Raw genomic sequence first — 21,082 nt, forward strand, 5'->3', positions numbered from 1 at the left:
TCCTCTATAGGAACAGGCGCGCGTTGGTGCTCTCGATCTCCTGATAGGCGGAGCTCGCCTGCTGCAGTGCGAGGCCTATGGCGTCGAGCGAGCCCTCGACCTGGGTCTGGGTCCCGGACCATTGGACCACGACGGCTTGGAAGTTCGTCGCTGCAAGCCCCTGCCAGCTCCCGTTGAGGCTTTCAAGGTCAACGCGAAGGCTCCTCACCTCCGCGCGCACCCGCTCGACAGCCGCCGCGACCTTGTGGGCGCTCGCGCTCATGTGTTCGGTATCGGCCTTCAGCACAGCCATGGACGTCCCCCTTCTCTCGTGCGGCGGGACCCCCGCCCGCCGTCACCACGACCCTAGGCGGCGCCGTCGCCTCCCGGGCCTCTGCCGGCGTCGTATGTGGACAACATCGGCGAATTCCGCGGCGGTTCCGCCGGAGGGTCGGGGATGTTCTGGTAGGGGAGGGCGATGACAAAAGTGGCTCCGCCGCCCGGAGTCGGGCGGTGGCGCACGCTCCCGCCGTGTGCTCCCACAATGGCGGCGACGATCGCGAGCCCGAGGCCCGTGCCCCCTGTCTCGCGCGTTCGCGACGTGTCCGCGCGGTAGAAGCGCTCGAAGATCTTCGGCGCGTCCTTCTCTGAGATGCCGGGGCCGTGATCCCGCACCTCGAGCACCGAAACCGGCCGACCGTCGTCGTACGCGGTGCCGACAGCGATCTCAAGGGGCGAGCCGGTGGGCGTGTAGCGCAGCGCGTTGCCCACGAGGTTCCCAACGACCTGGCGCAGCCGCCCCTCCTCGCCGAGGGCCGGAGCGGCGGACGGCGCGTGCCCGTCGTGGAGTCCCACGAGCCGCACGGGCCGGTCGGGGGCAGACGCTTGGGCGTCGACGACGGCGTCGTGGCCGATCGGGAGGAGGTCGACGGGCCGCAGGAGCACCGGCCGCTGCTCGTCGAGCCGCGCCAGCGTGAGGAGGTCCTCAACCATGGTCCCCATGCGCTTGGCCTCGCTCTCGATGCGGCCCATGGCCATGCCCACGTCGTCCGGGTTCGAGAGCGCGCCGTGGCGGTATAGCTCCGAGAATCCGCGGATGGTGACCAGAGGCGTCCGAAGCTCATGCGAGGCGTCCGAGACGAACCGACGCATGCGCCGCTCCGAGTCCATGCGGTCCTGGAAAGCGCGTTCGATGTGGGCCAGCATGGCGTTGAGCGACGACGATAGGCGTCCAAGTTCCGTCCCCGGCGCCTCCTCGTCGACGCGCTGCGACAGGTCTCCGGCGGCAATCGCCGCAGCTGTCTTCTCCACCCGGCGCAGCGGCCGGAACGCGCGGGTGACGGTCCACGACGCAACGAAGAAGACGAGGGTCAGCGTGAGCACGCCCACGCCGATCTCGAGCAGGAGCGTGTGGTTCATCGCCTCGTCCACGTTGGTCAGAGGCAGCGCGATGAGCATGGCGGCACGCTCGCCCGTGCTCGCGATCCGCACAGGGATCGCTATGTAGCGCCAATCGGAGTCATGGTCGGTGCCGTTCGCCTGGCGGATGAGGTGCTGGCTCTGCATCTGCTGCGCCTGATCCGGGGTGATCGCCGCGACGTCGGGGCGAACGGCGTTGGGGTCGGGCACCGGGTAGGTGCGCGGCGGCGCCCCCGATGTGTACAGCACGAGGACGTAATCGGTCGGCAGCTCGGGGTTCGGGGTGGTGAGCAGCAGGTCGATGTTCTGGTTCTGCTGCGCGTAGTCGGACGCGGCGACAAGCTTCTCGTCGACCTGCGCCACGAGGAATGCGTGCAGCTGGGTGAGGGTGCCCGCGCTCGTGAAGACGATGGCGGCCGTCAGCAGCACCATCATGATGGCGACCAGCTGCGTCCGCAGCGACGCCGTCTTCCAGCGCGTCAGCACGTCAGCGCTTCTCTGCCGTCCTGAGGACGTACCCCACGCCCCGCTTGGTCTGGATGAGGCTCGGCCCGTTCGCGTCGACCTTGCGGCGCAGGTAGGAGATGTAGGACTCGACGATGGATGCGTCCCCGTTGAAGTCGTACTCCCAGACATGATCCAGGATCTGGGACTTCGAGAGGACGCGGTTCGGGTTCAGCATCATGTACCGGAGCAGCTTGAACTCGGTGGGGGAGAGGTCGATGGTGACGCCGCCCCTCCGGACCTCGTGCGCGTCGTCGTCGAGTTCGAGATCGTCGACGCGGATCACTGCGTCGTCGTCCAGGATCGGCTGCGTGCGCCGCAGGACGGCGCGGATGCGCGCGACGACCTCGTCGAGGCTGAAAGGTTTGGTCACGTAATCGTCGCCGCCGACGGTGAGGCCCTGGACCTTGTCCTCAGTCTCGTCCTTGGCAGTGAGGAAGAGGACCGGCACGTGCCGTCCGGAGGCGCGGAGCTTCCGTGTGACGGTGAAGCCGTCCATGTCCGGCAGCATGACGTCGAGCACGACGAGGTCCGGCGCTTGCTCCTCGGCAGCTGTGAGGGCCTCCCGCCCATTGCTCGCGGCGATGACCTCGAATCCTGCGAAACGCAGCGAGGTCGAGAGCAGTTCGCGGATATTCGGCTCGTCGTCCACGACGAGGAGCTTGGCTTCGGGTCCCGTCTTCTTCACGGTTCCCATCGTGCGCCCAGTTTCTGAGAACTTGCTGGATGCCTCCTGTGAGGGGATGGGCCCGCGGCTGGAAACGGCGTCCCCGACCGGGGGCCGGGGACGCCGTTTCTCTCAGGGTGGGGTCAGGTGCGGAGTTCAGCCGTTGTTGATGGTGAAGTTCTCAACACCGCAGGCGGACGAGGCCGTCTGGTTGTTGCCGTCTCCGGAGTAGCTCGAGGCCCAGCGCCACGTTCCGGCCGTGGTGGCGTGGAAGGTGGAGTTCGTCGTGCTGTAGGTGCCGTTGCCATTGACCGTCACGGTCTGCGTCAGAGCAGGAGTTCCGGCGCAGCTCGCATCGCTCGGAGCGTACAGGCTGAAGGTGATCGATCCGGTCGGGCTGACCCCTGCCGACAGCGTGAAGTTGTCATTCGGGATCAGGTCCTGCGCGGTGGCCACGGTCGGCTGCGCCTTGCTGACAACGAGTTGCTCAGAGGTGCAGGCGCTCGTTGCACCGTTGTTGTTGGCGTCACCGCTGTACGCCGCCTGCCAGTAGTAGGTGCCTGCGGTGTTGAAGGTGACGGCGTTCGAATCCGGCACCGCACCGTTGGTGACGGTCACGGTTCCCGCACTCTGAGCACCTGCCGAGCAGGTGTTGTTGGTGTAGACCGTGTACGTCACGGTGCCGCCCGCATTCGACGTGGCCCCGGTGAGGGTGGCCGAATCATGGACGGAGCCACCCAGGTTGACCGTCGAGGCGGACAGCGTTGTGGCGATGGTGGGGCTGTTCGTGTAGTGGTTGGTGTAGGTGCACGTCACAGTTTGCCCATTGCCCAAGGCTATCGACACCGTTTGGCCAGTGATCGTCACGCCGCTCGTCTGGTCACAGGTCAGGGAGACGAAGTTCCACGGCGCGCTCTGAGTACCTTCGGTCACGGTGTAGGTGCCGGCAGACAGCGGCGAGAAGACCTTGGAGTCACCGTTCTTCAGGCTAAATCCTGACAGGTTGGACGACGTGGTGTAGGTGAAGGACTGCGTCCCAGGGGCCGGTTCGTTCTGCGTCACCTTGTTGATCGTGATGCTCCCGCAGTTCGAGATGCTGACGCCGATGGGTGCAATGAAGTCCTTGATCTCGGCCGTGAATGAGGACGAGGACCGACTCTTGACGAACGCACTGCCGAAGGCTTCGCAGACTCCCGGGGAGAATACGCCGGCGGCGGTCAGGTCGATCGCTGCCTCGCCGAAGAGGCCCACGCCCAGAGACTGGCCTGAAATCGGATCACTTACAGTGCCCGTGTTGACCGCACCCTCAGAGTTGGTTCCATTGAGGGTCACGTGCTTGCCCCAGCAGGGCAGGGCATTGGCGGAGAAGCACTGGCTGACGGTGTTGCCGGCAGCAGCTGTCAGCCAGGTGTTGAGGCCCAAGGTCGGGGTGCCGCTACCGCCGAAGTCGTAGGTGACCAGGAGATCGCCGGCCGTCCGGCTGAGCGTTACGGGTCCCGTGGTCGAGCTGCTGAAGCCCGCGGTCGGATTCTGGCTGATTTCGAAGTCGAGGTTCGCATTGCCGATGTTAACGAGGCGTTCCCAGCCGAGGTAGAGGTAGATGTGGCTGTTGCTTCCCTGCTCCGATGCCTCGTAGAACCTCGTGAGATCGTTCTTGTTAGGCGGAATGGATCCGCTCACCACGGTGACGGCGGAGCTGTCTTCCTTGGTCCCTTGGCCGAAGGAGTTGTCGCTGCTGCCTGTGGGCTGATCGATGCCGGTGTGGCGTCCAGCGACGTTGGCCCAGTCGGTGTTGCCCGCGGTGTTGACGACCAGGTTCCCGTCATTGCCTTCGAACGTGCTGCCGCTGAGCACAGCAAAGGCCGGCTGCCCGGACGTGACGCCGGCTATGACGAGTCCCGCCGTGGCGAGACACGCACCCCAACGGGTGCGATGGGTGAGTTTCATGGGGAAGTCCCTCACGTGCGAGGTGAATCGGGGATGGCCCCCAGCAGCCACGAACGGGTGCGCCGGATCGGCGGCGTTGCCCTACGGCCTTCCGCAACGGCAGGCGCGCTCCCCAGCTGGCCCGAGACCGGACGCTTCCCCGCTCCAGTCCGAAACCGATTGTACGGAGTTTGAAACCCAAATGTGATCTACATCACATTTTCAATTCCAGCAAATATGCCGAGAGCCTGCTCTCAGTCCTTGGCGAGGTCCCCGGCGTCGACAATCCGGTATGCGTAGCCCTGCTCCGCGAGGAAGCGCTGCCGCTTGGCAGCGAACTCCTGATCGAGCGTGTCCCGCGCCACCAGCGCGTAGAACCGCGCAGTCTTGCCATTCGCCTTGGGGCGAAGGAGCCGGCCGAGCCGCTGGGCCTCCTCCTGCCGCGAACCGAAGGATCCCGAAACCTGGATGGCCACAGACGCCTCCGGCAGGTCGATCGAGAAGTTCGCCACCTTCGACACCACGAGCCGGTGCAACTCGCCCGCGCGGAACGCGTCGAACAGCCGCTGGCGTTCCTTGACGCTCGTCGATCCCTTGATCACCGGCGCCTTGATGCGCTCGCCGATCTCGTCCAGCTGGTCGATGTACTGCCCGATCACGAGCAGCTGGTCCTTGGCGTGCCGTGCGACGATCCGCTCGACGACTTCCGTCTTCGTCTCGCTCGATGCGCACAGCCGGTACTTGTCGGCGTCCTCCGCCATCGCGTACGCCATGCGCTCCTCGCGCGGCAGGTCCACGCGGACCTCGACGCAATCGGCCGGCGCAATGTACCCCTGCGCCTCGATGTCCTTCCACGGCGCGTCGTACCGTTTGGGTCCGATGAGCGAGAAGACCTCGCCCTCGCGGCCGTCCTCCCGCACGAGTGTCGCGGTGAGCCCCAGACGGCGTCGCGCCTGGAGGTCCGCCGTCATCCGGAAGATCGGCGCGGGCAGGAGGTGGACCTCGTCGTAGACGATGAGGCCCCAGTCGTTCTTGTCCACGAGCTCGAGGTGCGGATACAGGCCGCCGCGCTTGACGGTGAGCACCTGATAGGTCGCGATGGTGACCGGCCTGACCTCCTTGACCGACCCGGAGTACTCGCCGATCTCGTCCTCAGTGAGGCTTGTCCGCTTGAGCAGCTCGTCCTTCCACTGCCGGGCGGAGACCGTGTTGGTCACCAGGATGAGCGTCGTCGATGACGATTGCGCCATCGCCGCAGCCCCGACGAGCGTCTTGCCCGCCCCGCAGGGGAGGACGACGACGCCGCTGCCTCCAGCCCAGAAGTTCTCCGCGGCGAGGCGCTGGTACGGGCGGAGGCTCCACCCCTTCTCCTGAAGCGCGATGGGATGCGGTATGCCGTCGACGTAGCCGGCGCGATCGTCGGCGGGCCAGCCGATCTTGAGCAGCGACTGCTTGAGCTGGCCGCGCTGCGAGGAATGGACGACGACGGTCTCGCCGTCGATGCGCGGGCCGAGGAGCGGCGCGATCTTCTTGGCGCGCATGACCTCCTCGAGCACGGGATAGTCGTCCGTGCGCATGACGAGGCCGTGCTGGGGGTCCTTCTCGAGGCGCAGGCGGCCGTAGCGGGACATGGTCTCCTCGATGTCGAGGAGGAGGGAATGCGGCACGGGAAAGCGCGAGTAGCGCAGGAGCGTGTCGAGGACGGTCTCAGCGTCGATCCCGGCGGCCCGGGCGTTCCACAGGCCGAGCGGCGTCAGCCGGTACGTGTGCACATGCTCGGGGGCACGCTCGAGTTCGGCGAACGCGGCGATCGCGTGGCGCGCCTCCGTCGCCTGGGCATGCTCGACTTCAAGCAGGATCGTCTTGTCGCTCTGGACGATCAGGGGGCCATCGCTCATCTTCTACGCCAACTCAACGTCAATGATCCGGTGCACGCTCAGTACCCGCTCGGTCTCCCGTTCGGGGTCGAACACCCGAACCCGGCCCGCAGAGATGGACACAGGACGAAGTTCCTCGACCGTGGAGTTCCCGAGGGCGTCGACGATATTCAAGCGTACTGCCCGCTTGAGCCGGATGGCCTTCTGGAGCGTCTCGATCCCGAGCATGGGGGCTGCCTCGTCGGCGTTGCCGGTCACCGCCGATTGGTTCCGCAGGACCGCGAGCTGGGCTTCGACGTCGTCCTGTGAGGGCACCGTGAGCTTCGGCGTGGGCCTCAGGAGGCCATTGGAGGCGGCAGGGCCCCGCCCGCGCTGGAGCTTCACCATCGGGTCGAGCGAGGAGTCGACGGCCGGGGCGAGCCCAAGCTCCCGCAGCACCAGCGCGACTTCCTGAGGGGTTGCGTTGCTCACGAGGACGGTCGGCGCGATCTGGGTCAGCCCGAGCTGCTGGGCCGCACCCTCGTGCAGCAGGCCCGCCAAGGAGGCTTCGTCGTCGCTCGTGATGAAGGACCCGGCACGCCCGACCCGGATCCGGCCGTAGCGCGCGGCGGTGTCCTCGACGAGATAGGCGAGGGGCTGCGGAACGGTCGTCTCGGCGTGCTCGGCGAGGAACGCGGAGATCGAGGCCGCGTCCTCTCCCGCGTCGAGCGCCCGGCGGAGGCTCGCGGCGGAGAAGCGGTAGATGGTGGCGGGCCCGCGGCCCTCGGGGTCGGCGAGCAGCGCGAGGCGCCGCGCGAGGCCGGGCTCGAGGTAGCCCGGGGCGACTGCCGTGAGATCCGCCTGGAGGAGGATCTTGTCCACGCTGCGCGGGAGGACTTCCTCGAGGAAGGCGAGCAGCTCGTCGAAGTCGCCGTGCAGCACCGCGGCGCCTGCGCGGGTCACAGCCCCTGACCCCAGGAACCCCATCATCGTCGCTTCGGCGAGGACGCCGTCGAGCAGACCGCGCAGGCGCCGGGCGAGGCGAGGCTGGGCCCATTCGAGCCGCGTCCGGATGTCTGCGGCGGTGATGACGACGGCCCGTCCGTCCGGGGAGCCCGCTTCCGAGCTCAGCTCGGCCGCAGCTTCGAGGATGCGCCGGCGTACCGCGGCGGCGTCGGGCCGCTGGCCCTCGCCGGACAGGGGCGCAAGCTGGGCCCCGCCCTCGGGCGACATGGCGAGGGATGGCACCCGCGGCGAATCGAGCCAGGCGCTCGCCAGGACGAGCCATTGCTCCGGCCGCGAGAGGGAGAGCCACTCGTCCGCTCCGGTCGCGCGCCACACGGATGTGTCGACGTCGAGCGTGATGATGCCCGCTGCCGCCGCGAGCTCAAGGGCGAGGACGGTCTGGTCGGACTCCGCGCGCAGGGCCGCCGTGAGCCGGCGAAGTTCACGCGTCCCCACGCCTCCGGCGCGCAGCGTCTCTACGGCGCGCTCGCCGGCCTCGACCGCGAGGGCACTTACGAGGCGAAGGACTTCGCTGATCGCCCCCAAGGCCGCGTTGCGTCGCAGGGCTGTGCTGGTGCTTCCGACGGGCGGGGCCGGCGGGTCGAGGGAGAGTTCCGGCACGATCCGACCGCCGCGCAGGGCCAGTCCGACTGGGCGGGGGAGCTCCACGTGCTCGTCGTCGAGCGGCACGAGGAGGCCGTGCGAGAGGAGCCAGTCGACCGGGTTGTCCGTCCGGCGTCCCGGCTTCACACGCGCTTCAGCGTGCGGAACGGCCCCGACAGGCCAGTTGGTGAATTTCGCGAGGACCTCGCGAGCCTTCGCGGGAGCACTCTCGAGCGCCTCGGGCAGCGATGCCCATCGCTCGAGGGCGTACGCGGCCGCGATGTGGTGCTCCACATGCTGCTGCTGCGCAGCTGCCGGAATCGCGTTGACGATGTCCGGTGCTCTCTCGGCGAAGAACTGGGACACCGACGCGAGCTCGGTGTAGCAGCGCCCCAGTCCGGCGGGGTAGCTTCCCAGCACTTCGCGCACCCGGGCGACCGGCTGGTAGTAGCGCCGGCGGCTCCCCGAAGCCGAGTGGATGGAATCGGGCGGATCCGCCCGGTAGATGAGCGCGAGCTGGGAGAGTTCGGCCAAGATCGAGTCGAGGGTTCCGAGCGTGGCGTTGCCCACGGCGTGCCGCAGTTCGACGGCGCTGCCGCTGCGGCCCTCGTCTTCGTCAGTAGTGAGGACGAGCGCCTCGAGGACCTCGAGCTGGGGCTTCGAGAGCGTCTCGAGGGCCCGTTGGAGGCTCACCCGGGCACACGCCCGTGCGGCGAGCGCTGCGAAATCGGGAACGCCGGGCGTGATGAGGTCCGGCCTGACGGCGAACAGCCTGCGCAGGGAATCATTGCCCCGGGCGGCGAGTTCTTCGGCGAGAGCTCGGATCGACGACATGCCGCTAGCGCTTCCTCCTCTCGACAAAGGCCGCGACGAGCGCGGCTCCCAGACAGGCGAAGGCGAGCGGGAGGCCGTAGAGCACGACGGCGGCGATCCAGCCCGGCGGCGTCTGGCCTGCCGCTGCGAGGGCGAGGGCAAGCGCAACCATGGCGATCGAGAAGACCGCGACGGCGGCGCCGCCCCACGAGGCGACGCGGCGGAAAGTTGGCGCCATGACACCAAACCTAACAGTGACGGCGGCTCTGCGCTGGCTGACACAGTAATCTAGGAAGAGCGCGCCGGGACGTCGGCGCAGCTTCTCTCTCCTTCACAACAGATTGGGGTCAGGGCAGTGCCCACTGGCAAGGTCAAGTTCTTCGACAAGGCGAAAGGCTTCGGCTTCATCGCAGGCGATGACGGCCATGAGGTCTTCCTGCCGGGCAGCTCGGTGCCCGCCGGTGCCGGGGAGATCAAGACCGGGACGCGTCTCGAGTACGGCATCGCCGAGGGAAAGCGGGGCCCGCAGGCACTCGGTGTGCGCGTCCTCGAGAAGCTGCCGTCGGTTGCCCGGGCCAAGCGCATGCCGGCGCGCGAGCTCGCCCCGATCGTCCAGGACCTCGTCAGCGTCCTCGACAACCTCTCCGGCCAGCTGGCCAAGGGGACGTATCCGGAGAAGGGCGCGACGATCGCCGCCGCCCTCCGCCGCGTCGCGGACCAGCTCGACGTCTGACATGACGAGCCAGATCCCTTCGGGAAGCACGCTGTCGGCACGGCCGAAGCCCCGGGTCGGCGTGCCTGTGTGGCGGATGGGCCGGCCGGACGCCTTCCTGGCCAGCGCCGTGGAGCAGGCCCATGCCGCCCTCGTGGACGTGGTCGATCCCGAGCAGGTGGGAACGCACCTCGCTGCCAAGAGCGAGGGCGAGCGCCTCGTGACCCACCTGTTCGAATGCCTGCGCCCGGGCTACCGCGGCTGGACCTGGTACGTGACCATGGCCAGGGTCTCGCGCTCGAAGATCGTCACCGTGAGCGAACTTGGCCTCCTTCCGAGCGAGGATTCCGTCCTGGCTCCCGAATGGGTGCCTTGGGCCGAGCGCCTGCGCCCCGAGGACCGCGAGCCTGCCGAGCAGCAGGACGAGGCAGACGCAGACCTGGCAGATGCAGACAGCGCAGTGGCTGACGAATCGGAGGAAGGCGTCGACGGGGCAGAGGCAGAGGCAGACGAGGCTGCTGACGCCGAGGCGGCAGGCATCACCGACATCGACGACGAGATCGACTGAACCGGTCTCATCACCCAGAAGGCCCAACGGCAGCTGCCGTCGGGCCTTCTGTGATTGATGGGGCTCTCAGCCCCGCAGCTTGCCGACCACGTAGTCGATGGACTGCGTGAGCTTCGTGACGTCCTCGGGCTCGATGGCCACGAACGTCGCGATGCGCAGCTGGTTGCGGCCGAGCTTCCGGTACGGCTCGGTGTCCACGATGCCGTTGGAGCGGAGGATCTTGGCCACCTGCGCCGCATCGACGGAGTCGTCGAAATCGATCGTCGCGATGACGTTGGAGCGGTCGGCAGGATCTGAGACGAACGGCGTGGCGAAGTCGGAGGCCTCGGCCCAGGAATATACCCGGCCGGCCGAATCCGCTGTCCGCTTCGCGGCCCAGTCGAGGCCGCCCTGCTCGTTGAGCCACTCGACCTGGGCGTTGAGGCTGACGAGAGTCGTGAGGCTCGGGGTGTTGTAGGTCTGGTTGAGCTTCGAGTTGTCCACCGCGGTCTTGAGGTCCAGGAAGTCCGGGATCCAGCGGCCTGAGGACTTGATCTCCTCGACGCGCTCCAGCGCGGCGGGGGAGAACAGCGCAAGCCATAGGCCGCCGTCGGACGCGAAGTTCTTCTGCGGTGCGAAGTAGTAGACGTCGCTCTCGGCGACCTCGACGTCGAGGCCGCCGGCGGCGCTCGTGGCGTCGATCAGCATGAGGGAGCCCTCGTCCGCGCCTTGGACGCGGCGGACCGGGGCGGCGACGCCGGTGGACGTCTCGTTCTGCGGCCAGGCGTAGACGTCGACTCCAGTCTCGGCGGCCGGCTCGGGGCGCGTGCCCGGTTCGGACGTGCGGATGCTCGAGGCCTCGAGGAAGGGCGCCTTGTCGGTGGCCTTCGCGAACTTCGAGCCGAACTCCCCGAAGGAGAGGTGTTGGGCCTTCGAGCGGACCAGGCCGAACGAGGCCGCATCCCAGAACGCCGTGGAGCCTCCCACGCCGAGGATGACTTCATAGCCCTCGGGGGCCTTGAAGAAGGACTTGAGTCCATCACGGACCGAGCCGACCAGATTCTTCACCGGAGCCTGCCGATGAGACGTGCCGAGGAGCTTCGGGCCGGCGGCCGCGATCGCGTCGACCTGTTCCTTCCTGACCTTCGAGGGGCCGGCGCCGAAGCGGCCGTCGGCGGGCAGGAGGTCGGCGGGGATGTCCAGCTTGGCGGCGGCGGTCGTTTCGCTCACAGAAGGCTCCTTGCGAGAATGCCGGGCGGGAGGCTCCTTCCGCCCCGAAACAGTGTGCCGCACACCCTCGGCGCGGTGCGAATTCGAGAAGCGGGGGACTTCCCGGCCGGACCGTGCGGGCTAATCTGAACAGTTCAAAATAAGCTAGACTGGCGATGCGCGCCGCGCGATGCGGGCACGCTCTTTCCTGCCCAAGGAGCCACTGACTTCAATGACCGATCTGATCGACACCACCGAGATGTACCTCCGCACGATCCTCGAGCTCGAGGAGGAGGGGATCGTCCCCCTGCGGGCGCGCATCGCCGAGCGGCTGCGCCACTCGGGGCCGACCGTGTCCCAGACGGTTGCGCGGATGGAGCGGGACGGCCTTGTGGTGGTCACGGGAGACCGTCATCTCGAGCTGACCGTGGCGGGCCGCAAGCGGGCTACCGAGGTGATGCGCAAGCATCGTCTCGCGGAGAGGCTCCTGGCCGACGTCATCGGCCTCGATTGGGCGTATGTGCATGACGAGGCGTGTCGTTGGGAGCACGTCATGAGCGAGCGCGTGGAGCGTCGGCTCTTCGAACTTCTCGGAAAGCCGAGCGAATCGCCGTACGGCAACCCGATTCCCGGCCTCGAGGCGCTCGGCGGGGAGCCGTCTCAGGGCTTCGGCAGCGGAGTCGTCACTCTCGTCGAGGCCATGCAGGGGTACGCGCCGGGTTCGCGGATCGTCGTCTGCCGCTTGGCCGAGCCCATTCAGGTCGATCCCGAGCTCCTCGCCCAGCTGGACGAGGGTGGGATCCGCCCCGGCGCGAAGCTCGCGCTCGAGCGAGTGGGGGACTATATCTCGGTACGCACCCCAAAGGTCGACGGCGCGCTGGAGCTTCCCGTAGAAGTCGCGGCTCACGTCTTTGTGTCGGTCGGCTGAGCCCTTTTCGGCATCTGTGTGACGTATATCTCACATGTTCGCACAGGCGATTCGCACAAAAATCCACCGCTTGGAGAAAAGTGATAGCGGGCTCATCTGCGAGCGTCATCTCGAAAAAGGTCACGGCAATGTCACGGTGAGGTTGCTGCACCTCTAGGATGGGACGCGGCGCGGCTTGAAGGCCAACGTACGATCCTTCTCGTCCTTCAGCGTCCCCGTGGCACCTCAAGGGCCCGCAGCGACGTTGTCGCCCGCGAGCGGGACGGCGCGCGCCTCGACGGGTGCCAGCTGGGCGGGCTCGCCTTCATCCGTCGTGTCCTTGCCGTGATCATCTGAGACTCGCCTGTGATCCGAATGTGACTTTCCGTGAGAGGTCAGGTACGCTCGTTCATGTTCCAACTCCAACCAAGTTGGAACATCCGGTCGGATTGCCTAGCTCTGCCGCCGACCGGGACCGTTCGCACAACCGTCTGGCAGGGGCGGGGGAACCACTTTTGGTCCTTCTCTCGAGAAGGGCCTTGGGGTAAAGCAGCCCGGCGCTCGCGCCGGGAGGCCGGATACTTCCAGTCCGAACCCGACAGCTCACCTCGCAGGCATTGGGAGAGGCTACCTCTGTGTCGTCACGCAACGTCATTGCGCGTCGCTGGACCGTGCCGGTCCGCGGCAGCCATTGGGCTGCCCGTCCGGCTCATCTCAGCGGCGCAGGCACCGTCGGCCGTCAGGTCGTCGACTCTGCTGCTGCAGTATCGCAGCGCAAAGCCTCGGTCCTCTCCGATGCGATAAGTGCTTGTGCCCCGAGCGCTTTCGCGTCAAAGAAGTCGTCCCGCAGCACGCTCGTTCGCGCTGCGTCCCCCGGCTTCTGTACGTTCCGCTGACCCCCTGACCGGAGCGCGGCGTCCCCCAGCTGCCGCGCTCTCAATCCGCGTGCCAGAGACTTTGGCCCGCGGGAGACGAAAGAGAGATACGCCCAACATGTCCACTCGTGCTGGAATGGCTCGGCACCGGGCCGAGAACACGTCCTCCATCGCCATCATCGCCAAGGCTGTGACCGAGAATGCCGGTGGCATGGGCCGCCAGGCTGCTGTCATCGCCGCGGCTTCCGGCCTCGTCCTGACCAGCGGCGTCGCCGCCAACGCTGCCGAGATCCCCACGCAGCGCGAGGCCTCCGCCCCCACCGCCCTTGAGGTCCAGACGGCGGTCGACGCCAATGTTGCCGCCGACGCTGCGGCCCAGGTCAGCTTCGAGCGTCCTGCGGTCGAGTCCGAGGCTGCACCGACGCCGGATCCGGCCCCTGCCGCTCCGACGGTTGCCGTCCAGCAGACCACGACGAACGTCGCTGCGGCCGCCGTGAAGCCTGCCGCCCAGGCCGCCCCGAAGGTCGCCTCGAGCGGCCTCGGCGCTGCGATCGCCGCCGCTGCCTACGCTCAGCTCGGCGTGGCGCAGGACTGCACCATGCTCGTCACCAACGCCCTTGCGGCCGTCGGCATCTACTACCACGGCTGGCCGGCCGGCTACATGTCCCTCGGCCACATCGTGAGCGCGGGCCAGGCGCAGCCGGGTGACCTCGTCTACTACCAGAACGGTGGCATGGGCATGGCCCACATCGCCGTCTACGTCGGCAACGGCATGGCCGTCCACGGCGGCTGGGAGGGTGGCCAGACCGTCCTCTACAGCGTGAACGTCGGCTCCGGCCCGGTCTTCATCCACGTCGACCGCTGATCCAAGCCTTCTGGCGCGGTGCCCCTCCTCAACGGGAGGGGCACCGCGCTTTTTTGGTGTCGAAACGGTGAACACTCGGCCACAGGTTTTCGCCGATGCCAGCGGCCATTCGTGAAAGTGCAAATTCGTTCAGTACTCTAAAAGGGTCGATCAGCCCGACCATGCACAGGGCAGCCGGCCCTGTGCCCCTGACGGGTACGGCCGTGAAGAGGAACGCGCATGCGCACACTCGTTCTGAATGCCGGGTACGAACCACTGGCGGTAGTGAGCTTCCGCCGGGCGCTCGTGCTTGTTCTCGCCGGGAAGGCGAGCATCGTGGCGGAGGACGGCGATCCAGTCGTCGGTCCGCGCGATGTGCTCGGACGCCCCTCCGTCATTCTCCTGAACCGCTATATCAGACCCCGCCACACCCACACCGCCACGGTCAGCAGACGCGGCGTGCTGCGGAGGGACGGGCATCTCTGCGCCTACTGCGGCAAGACCGCCCACACCATCGACCACGTGCTGCCGAAATCGCGCGGCGGCGAGGACTCGTGGGAGAACCTCGTCGCCTGCTGCCTACGGTGCAACAACGTCAAGGGCGATCACACCCCGGCAGAGATGGGGTGGAAGCTGCGGTTCGCGCCGAAGGAGCCGGTGGGGACGGTGTGGCAGATCAAGGAGCTCGAGAAGCCAGTCGCCCAGTGGAGCCCCTTCCTGCTTCCGGAGTCAGCAGCCTGATCGGCACACCACGTCCTGAGACCCCCGAGCTGGTCTTCGACGCGGTCGTCCTCGCGGGCGGCCGCGCGTCCAGACTCGGAGGATTCCCCAAGCCGACCCTCAGGTTCGGCGGAGCCACCCTCCTCGAGCACGCGCTCGGTGCGGTGGACCAGGCGCGAGCCGTTGCGGTCGTCGGACCGGAGACGAGCGCCGTCGTCGTCCAACCTCCGCCCGATGACGACGGTCGTCTCCGGTGGACGCTCGAATCGCCGAGGTTCGCGGGGCCCGTCGCGGCGCTCGCGGCTGGGCTCGCCGCGCTCAGGCAAGATCCTGCGGGAAGAGCGCCATGGCTCGCGCTGCTTGCGGCCGACTTGCCCCGCGCCCGCGAGGCCCTCGCCCCGCTGGTGGCGGCCGCAGCAGCGGAGCCCGGGGTCGACGTCGTGCTCGCCGAGGACGACGGCGGGCGCGCCCAGCCACTGCTCGCCCTCTATCGCCGCGCCCCGCTCGAGCGGATCCTCGCCGAACTCGACGACGACGGCGGCCTCGCCGACCGACCCTTGCGTCACCTCGTTGCTAGGCTGACTGTGCTGCCCCTGCGGCTCCCGCCCGGTCTCGCCGACGATGTCGATACGTGGCCGGCGGCAGAGCGCTGGGGCATCCGCCGCCCGGAGGGACCGGGGAGCGTCGACCCGACCGGAGGAGCCTGAGATGTCGGAGGCCACGGACAACCCGAAGGACAGCACAGCGCAGGACACGCAGCAGGTCCTTCGAGACTGGTGCCGCGAGCTTCTCGGAGCCCTCGAGCTGGAGAGCCTCGACGTGGACATCGACGCGGTCCTCGGCCTGGCCGGCGTGGCCGCACACTCCATCGTCCGTCCCGCAGCTCCGCTCACGACGTTCATCGCCGCCTACGCAGCAGGCTTCGCCGCCGGAAGCGGACAGGCGGGCGAGCGGCTCGCCATGGACTCGGCCATCGACGTGGCCCGCAGGCTCGCGAAGGCCCGCCGCGACCGGTCCGGGTCCGAGGAATGAGCGGCGGCGCCGCGGGCGCCGAGCACCACGTGGACCACTCGTGGTCGGAGGCCCGTGCGGTCGCCGCCGCGGCGGCCCCGCGAATCCCTCCGGTGCGCCTGCCGCTCCGGCTCTGCGCGGGGCGCACGCTCGCCGAAGATCTGACCGCGCTGACGCCCATGCCGCATTACGCGTCGTCCGCAATGGACGGGTGGGCCGTCAGCGGATCCGGGCCCTGGATCCTCGTGGAGGCGGGGGAGCAACTCTCGGCCCATCAGGCGAGCCCGATCGTCACGGGTGGCCTGATCCCGCCGGGCGCACGCGCCGTGCTGCGCCGCGAGCATGGCGAGATCGCGCCGGACGCCGAGGGCCTCCCGCACTTGCGCCTCGGCCCGGCCGCCCCGCCGGGCGCGCCGTCGGGGGGAGCGGACATCCGGCCCTCGGGGGAGGAGGCGCAACCCGGGGAGGTTCTGCTGCCCGCGGGGACAGTGCTCGGCCCGGCGCAGCTCGCCCTCTCGGCGGTCGCCGGCTATGACGAGCTGCCCGTCGAGGGCCTGCCGCTCGTGCGTCTCGTGAGGACTGGTTCTGAGGTCGTCGAGTCGGGGAAGCCCGAGCCGGGCCGCGTCCGCGACGTCTTCAGTTTCCTCATCCCGCCGCTGGTGACGGTGTACGGGGGCATTCTCGTGGGCCAGCGCAAGATCGGCGACGCTGCCGAGGAGTGGCATGCAGCCCTTGCCGACGACGAGCCCGCAGCTGACTCCGCCGGCCCCGCCGACGTCGTCATCACCACGGGAGGCACAGGAAAAGGCGAGTCGGACCACTTCCGCGACATGGTTTCGCGCCTCGGCGGGAAGCTGCTCGTAGACGGCATCGCGATGCGCCCCGGGCATCCGACGGTGCTCGCCGAGCTTCCCGACGGGCGCTTCTTCGTGGGCCTGCCCGGGAACCCGCTCGCAGCGGTCATGGGCTTCCTGGCCATCGGGGAGCCGCTGCTCGCGGCGATGGCCGGCCGTCCTCTTCTCAGAACCGTCCACGTCCCGTCCGGAAAGGTCTTCGAGCCCGAGCTCAAGCGCACCAGGCTCGTGCCCTTCCGCCGCGTCTACGGCATGGCCTCGCCCAGCGGCGGGAGCGGGTCGGGGATGCTTCGGGGACTCGCGCGGGCCGACGGCGTCATGGTGGTGCCGCCGCACGGCCTCGAACTTGGCGAACCGGCCGAAGCCCTTCCCCTGCCCTGGGGCAGGCCCCTCACCGAAGCGGCCTCGCCCACTGCGGCGACGAAGCCGAAGAAGCGTTCCGTCGCCTCCAAGGGACCCGTGGACTGGAGCGGGCTGGATGGATAGCCGCTTCGCGGGGGAGGATGTGAGGTGGAGCCCGTTGCGGCTCGGAAGGAGGCACCGATGGGGCGGCTGAGCCAGCGGCGCAAGGTGCGCAAGTTCGTCCTCGACAGCGAATACCCGGTCCGGGACAAAGAGGACGTGCTCGCCGTCGAGGAACCTCTCGAGATCAGGCTGACCGGTCCGTCCGGCACCATGTCCTACAGCGTCACGATGCGCACACCGGGCGACGACTTCGACCTTGTGGCCGGCTTCCTCGTTTCCGAGGGCGTCGTCTGGGAGCCCGGGCACATCGTGGCGGAGCGGTTCTGCGGCGGTGAGGACGAGAACGGCCAGCAGACGTTCAATGTGGTGCAGGCGCAGCTGCGGCAGGACGTCGTGCTGCCGGAGACCGGGCGGGCCGTCTACACTTCCAGCTCGTGCGGGATCTGCGGGACGGACTCGATCGAGTCCGTCCGGCGCTCCGGGCATCACAGCCCGGCGGACGACGGCGTGCGCCTCCTCCCCGAGCTCGTCGCCGGGCTGCCTGCGCGGCTACGCGAGGCCCAAGCGCTCTTCGACAAGACCGGCGGGGTGCACGCCGCGGGCCTCTTCAGGATCGGCGACGGCGGGACCTCCGCCGAGCTGCTGTGCCTCCGCGAGGACGTGGGGCGGCACAACGCCGTCGACAAGGTGGTCGGCTGGGCTTTGCGCTCCGGGATGCTGCCGCTCCGGGAGACCGTGCTGCAGGTTTCCGGCCGCGCCTCGTTCGAGCTCGTGCAGAAGGCCGCCATGGCAGGGATACCGGCCCTCGCGGCAGTGAGCGCGCCCTCGACCCTCGCCGCCGAATTGGCGGACGAGCTGGGAGTCACGCTGGTCGGCTTCAGCCGAGGGTCCAGTTTCAACGTCTACGCCGGGCACGAGCGCCTGCTCGGCTGAGGCGCAGGGGAAGCGCTTCCCCTGTGAGCTACGGGCGAGTAGCTTTGTCTGAGGCGGATTAGTCAAGCGATTGGACAGAGCGGGGCATCGTGCACGACGACAGGCTCATCACCGAAGCGCGCATCGACAGGTTCCTCCGTGACCGGCTCCAGCCCGGGATCTATCGCCGCTCGCAGCCGCTTCAGGTCGAGCGCTGGGACGCCCCCGGGGAGCCGGTCTCATGGCAGGAGGCAACAGCCCAGACCTTCGCGCCGAGCGCACCCGGAGAATCGTGGGGCCCCACGTGGGGGACCATGTGGCTGCGCCTGTCGGCCGAGGTGCCCGAGGACTGGGGCGAGCCGGGCTTCGCGGTGGAGGCCGTCGTCGACCTCGGCTTTTCCCCGCAAGTGCCGGGCTTCCAGTGCGAGGGGCTCGCGTGGAGCCGGGACGGACGTCCCCTCAAGGCGATCAACCCGCGCAACCGCTACGTCCCTGCGGCCGACTTGGGCGGAGGCCCGGACGTCCTCTTCTTCGTCGAAGCGGCCGCCAATCCGGACCTCGCCCAGAATTGGGAGTTCGCGCCCACGGCCCAAGGGGACCCGGACACGGCGAGCCGCGAGCCGCTCTATACGCTCGGACCGGTCGTCCTGGCGGAGCGGGACCTCGAGGTGTGGGAGCTCGTCCAGGACGTGCTGAGCCTTCGCGGGCTCATGCACGAGCTCCCGATGGATCGCCCACGGCGCTACGAGATCCTGCGCGCCCTCGACCGGATGTGCGACGTCATGGACCCCGACGACGTCTCGGGATCGGCCAAAGCCGGCCGCGCGGCGCTCGCGGAGGCGCTCGCCGCGCCCGCCAGCGCGAGTTCGCTCAGGCTCGTTGCGACCGGCCACGCCCACATTGACTCGGCCTGGCTCTGGCCGGTTCGGGAGACGATCCGGAAATGCGCTCGAACGTTCTCCAACGTCGTCTCCCTCATGGACGACGACCCGGAGTTCACCTTCGCCTGCTCGTCCGCGCAGCAGCTCGCCTGGATGAAGGAGCTGTACCCCGACCTGTTCGAGCGCATCAAGGAGAAGGTTGCCGAGGGGCGGTTCGTCCCGGTCGGCGGGATGTGGGTCGAGGCCGACGGGAACCTGCCGGGCGGCGAGGCAATGGCGCGCCAGTTCATCGAGGGCAAGCACTTCTTCCTCGAGGAGTTCGGCGTCGAATGCGAAGAATGCTGGCTGCCTGATTCGTTCGGCTATTCGGCCGCGCTCCCGCAGATCGTGCGCTCCGCCGGCGCGCGGTACTTCCTCACCCAGAAGACGTCCTGGAACCAGACCAACCGGATCCCGCATCACAGCTTCCTGTGGGAGGGCCTCGACGGCAGCCGCGTCTTCGCGCACTTCCCGCCGAGCGACAACTACAACTCCGACCTCGCCGCGTCCGAGCTCGCCTACGCCGAGAAGAACTTCCGTGAGAAGGGGCGCGCAACGCTGGGCCTGATCCCCTTCGGCTACGGCGACGGCGGCGGCGGTCCCACGCGGGAGATGATCGCGGCCGCGCACCGCGCGGGGGACCTCGAAGGGTCGCCCCGCGTCGAGCTCGGCGTGCCGCGGGACTTCTTCCGGGCGGCCGAGGCCGAGTATGCCGACCCGCCCGTGTGGGCGGGGGAGATGTACCTCGAGAAGCACCGCGGGGCCTACACGAGCCAGGCCGAGACGAAGCGCGGCAACCGGCGGTGCGAGCATCTGCTGCGCGAAGCCGAGCTGTGGTGCACGACCGCGGCCGTGCGGAAGGGCGCGCCCTATCCTGCCCGCGACCTCAAGCGCCTCTGGCGCACGGTCCTTCTCCAGCAGTTCCACGACATCCTGCCCGGAAGCTCGATCGCCTGGGTGCACCACGACGCTGAACGCAACTATGCCGCCGTCGCCGGCGAACTCGAGGCGCTGATCGCCGAGGCTGCGCGCGCACTCGTGGGCGAGGGCGACCGCGAGATCCTGCTCAACGCCGCGCCCCATGCGCGGGCCGGGGTGCCCGCCCTCGGCGCGGGCCCGGTTGCGCGGGCGGCGGCCCCTGCGTCGCTCGAGCGGACGACGGCGGGCGGCGGCGAGCGCTGGATCCTCGCCAATGGCCTCGTGCGGGCCGAGGTGGACGACCGCGGCCTCGTGGTCTCCCTGCGAACGGGCGCCGACGGCCGCGAGGCGATCGCGCCCGAGGCCCCTGGCAACCTGCTCGAGCTCTACCGCGACACGCCCAACGAATGGGACGCGTGGGACATCGATGTCTTCTACCGACGCAGCCGAACGCCCCTCGCGGACGCAGTCTCCGTCGAGGCCCGCGAAGGGGAGCTCGGCGAGGCGATCGTCGAGGTGCACCGCGAGTTCGGCGCCTCGAGCGTCACGCAGCGCCTCGTGCTCGCTGCCGGGGCGCCGTCTCTCCGGATCGAGACCACGGTGGACTGGCAGGAACGCGACAAGCTGCTCAAGCTCGCCTTCCCGCTCGACTTGCGGGCCGACCAGTCGGCCTCGGAGGTCCAGTTCGGCCACGTTCTCCGCGCCGTCCCGACGAACACATCCTGGGACTGGGCCCGCTTCGAGACCTGCGCCCATCGGTGGGTGCACGTCGGCGAAGGATCGTTCGGCGTTGCCCTCACCAACTCGTCCACCTACGGCCACGACGTCACGCGGACCGTGCGGGCGGACGGGGGCACCACGACGACGGTGCGAGCCTCGCTCCTCAAGTCGGCGCAGTATCCGGACCCGGAGGCGGATCAGGGCCGCCACGAGTTCGTCCACACGCTGCGTCCCGGGTCCGGGATTGGCGATGCTGTGGAAGAGGGCTACCGGACCAACCTCGAGCCGCGCGTCGTGAGGGGAAGCGGCACGGTCGAGCCACTGGTCGCGGTGGCTCACCCCGGCGTGGTGGTCGAGGCCATCAAGCTTGCCGAGGACGGATCCGGTGACGTGGTGGTGCGGCTGTACGAGTCGCGGGGAGAGCGAACACATGTCGCCGTGATCCCGGGGTTCGACACCGTCGGGGCCCAGTCGGTGGATCTCCTGGAGCGGCCATGGCCCAGCGGAGAGGTCTCCGCAGCGCACGTTTCGGCGTCGGATTCGGGAGGTTTCAGTCTCGTGCTCCGGCCATTCCAGCTGGTGACGTTGCGATTTCACCGGAAGTGAATTGGGCTGAGTGGTGGGGGGCCCGCGGCCGCCCCCCCCCAAAACCACCAAACAAGACCACCCCAACCCCACCCAGAGGGCGGTCAAACA

At 68.7% G+C, this 21,082-nt stretch carries 18 protein-coding genes and 1 riboswitch; of the genes, 10 read left to right on the forward strand and 8 right to left on the reverse strand.

All coding sequences use genetic code 11. The annotated features are described in order from the left end of the window. Positions 1–4 precede the first annotated feature (4 nt). The 7 genes from E5679_RS17895 to E5679_RS17925 all read right to left on the reverse strand — a co-directional run bounded on the left by E5679_RS17895 (position 5) and on the right by E5679_RS17925 (position 9,010). Entirely contained in the window at positions 5–292 is a 288-nt protein-coding gene (locus E5679_RS17895) for a WXG100 family type VII secretion target (RefSeq protein ID WP_138418413.1), read from the reverse strand. A gap of 53 nt (positions 293–345) precedes the next feature. Further along, positions 346–1,884, reverse strand: a complete 1,539-nt coding sequence (locus E5679_RS17900; RefSeq protein WP_212747001.1) for a sensor histidine kinase — start codon at positions 1,882–1,884, stop codon at positions 346–348. A 1-nt stretch (position 1,885) separates the two neighbouring features. After that, entirely contained in the window at positions 1,886–2,599 is a 714-nt protein-coding gene (locus tag E5679_RS17905; RefSeq protein ID WP_171042438.1) for a response regulator transcription factor, read from the reverse strand. 126 nt (positions 2,600–2,725) lie between these two features. Beyond that, a complete protein-coding gene (locus tag E5679_RS17910; RefSeq protein WP_138418417.1) occupies positions 2,726–4,516 on the reverse strand; it encodes a hypothetical protein in 1,791 nt (596 codons plus the stop codon). A 233-nt stretch (positions 4,517–4,749) separates the two neighbouring features. Next, positions 4,750–6,393 (reverse strand): DNA repair helicase XPB, encoded by a 1,644-nt coding sequence (locus E5679_RS17915; protein WP_138418419.1) that lies wholly within the window; start codon positions 6,391–6,393, stop codon positions 4,750–4,752. Between the two features lie 3 nt (positions 6,394–6,396). Continuing rightward, positions 6,397–8,793 carry a helicase-associated domain-containing protein gene (locus tag E5679_RS17920; protein ID WP_138418421.1) on the reverse strand — a complete coding sequence of 799 codons (2,397 nt, stop codon included), beginning with the start codon at positions 8,791–8,793 and terminating at the stop codon, positions 6,397–6,399. A gap of 4 nt (positions 8,794–8,797) precedes the next feature. Then, on the reverse strand, positions 8,798–9,010 hold the full coding sequence (locus E5679_RS17925) for a hypothetical protein (RefSeq protein ID WP_138418423.1): 213 nt from the start codon (positions 9,008–9,010) through the stop codon (positions 8,798–8,800). Between the two features lie 117 nt (positions 9,011–9,127). On the opposite strand from E5679_RS17925, the gene E5679_RS17930 reads away from it, so the two are divergent. Both E5679_RS17930 and E5679_RS17935 read left to right on the forward strand, forming a co-directional pair. After that, entirely contained in the window at positions 9,128–9,505 is a 378-nt protein-coding gene (locus E5679_RS17930) for a cold-shock protein (RefSeq protein WP_138418425.1), read from the forward strand. Between the two features lies 1 nt (position 9,506). Then, positions 9,507–10,052, forward strand: a complete 546-nt coding sequence (locus tag E5679_RS17935) for a DUF3027 domain-containing protein (protein ID WP_138418427.1) — start codon at positions 9,507–9,509, stop codon at positions 10,050–10,052. Positions 10,053–10,118: 66 nt separating this feature from the next. On the opposite strand, the gene serC is transcribed toward E5679_RS17935, so the two are convergent. Beyond that, positions 10,119–11,261, reverse strand: a complete 1,143-nt coding sequence (gene serC / locus E5679_RS17940; protein WP_138418429.1) for a phosphoserine transaminase — start codon at positions 11,259–11,261, stop codon at positions 10,119–10,121. 211 nt (positions 11,262–11,472) lie between these two features. Here serC and E5679_RS17945 point away from each other — a divergent pair, with 211 nt between their 5' ends. From E5679_RS17945 to E5679_RS17975, 8 genes are all read left to right on the forward strand, one after another. Continuing rightward, positions 11,473–12,168, forward strand: a complete 696-nt coding sequence (locus E5679_RS17945; protein ID WP_138418431.1) for an iron-dependent transcriptional repressor DtxR — start codon at positions 11,473–11,475, stop codon at positions 12,166–12,168. A 449-nt stretch (positions 12,169–12,617) separates the two neighbouring features. Beyond that, positions 12,618–12,778, forward strand: a riboswitch (cyclic di-AMP (ydaO/yuaA leader). Positions 12,779–13,140: 362 nt separating this feature from the next. Further along, positions 13,141–13,887, forward strand: coding sequence for an NlpC/P60 family protein (locus tag E5679_RS17950; protein WP_138418433.1), 747 nt, complete (start codon positions 13,141–13,143; stop codon positions 13,885–13,887). A 219-nt stretch (positions 13,888–14,106) separates the two neighbouring features. After that, positions 14,107–14,607: an HNH endonuclease gene (locus E5679_RS17955; RefSeq protein WP_138418435.1), complete on the forward strand. Its 501-nt coding sequence runs from the start codon at positions 14,107–14,109 to the stop codon at positions 14,605–14,607. Beyond that, entirely contained in the window at positions 14,571–15,293 is a 723-nt protein-coding gene (mobA, locus tag E5679_RS21320) for a molybdenum cofactor guanylyltransferase (RefSeq protein ID WP_249336213.1), read from the forward strand. Before E5679_RS17955 ends, mobA begins: the two co-directional genes overlap by 37 nt. Before the next feature lies 1 nt (position 15,294). Beyond that, a complete protein-coding gene (locus tag E5679_RS21325; RefSeq protein ID WP_249336214.1) occupies positions 15,295–15,618 on the forward strand; it encodes a DUF6457 domain-containing protein in 324 nt (107 codons plus the stop codon). Continuing rightward, a complete protein-coding gene (locus E5679_RS17965) occupies positions 15,615–16,937 on the forward strand; it encodes a molybdopterin molybdotransferase MoeA (protein ID WP_138418437.1) in 1,323 nt (440 codons plus the stop codon). Before E5679_RS21325 ends, E5679_RS17965 begins: the two co-directional genes overlap by 4 nt. Before the next feature lie 57 nt (positions 16,938–16,994). Continuing rightward, entirely contained in the window at positions 16,995–17,849 is an 855-nt protein-coding gene (gene fdhD / locus E5679_RS17970; RefSeq protein ID WP_138418439.1) for a formate dehydrogenase accessory sulfurtransferase FdhD, read from the forward strand. 89 nt (positions 17,850–17,938) lie between these two features. Then, complete coding sequence (locus E5679_RS17975; protein WP_138418441.1) at positions 17,939–20,992, forward strand: alpha-mannosidase; 3,054 nt, start codon at positions 17,939–17,941, stop codon at positions 20,990–20,992. Positions 20,993–21,082 lie beyond the last annotated feature (90 nt).

This window comes from Sinomonas gamaensis (assembly GCF_005876955.1).
In the GTDB taxonomy this organism is placed as follows: Bacteria; Actinomycetota; Actinomycetes; order Actinomycetales; family Micrococcaceae; genus Sinomonas; species Sinomonas gamaensis.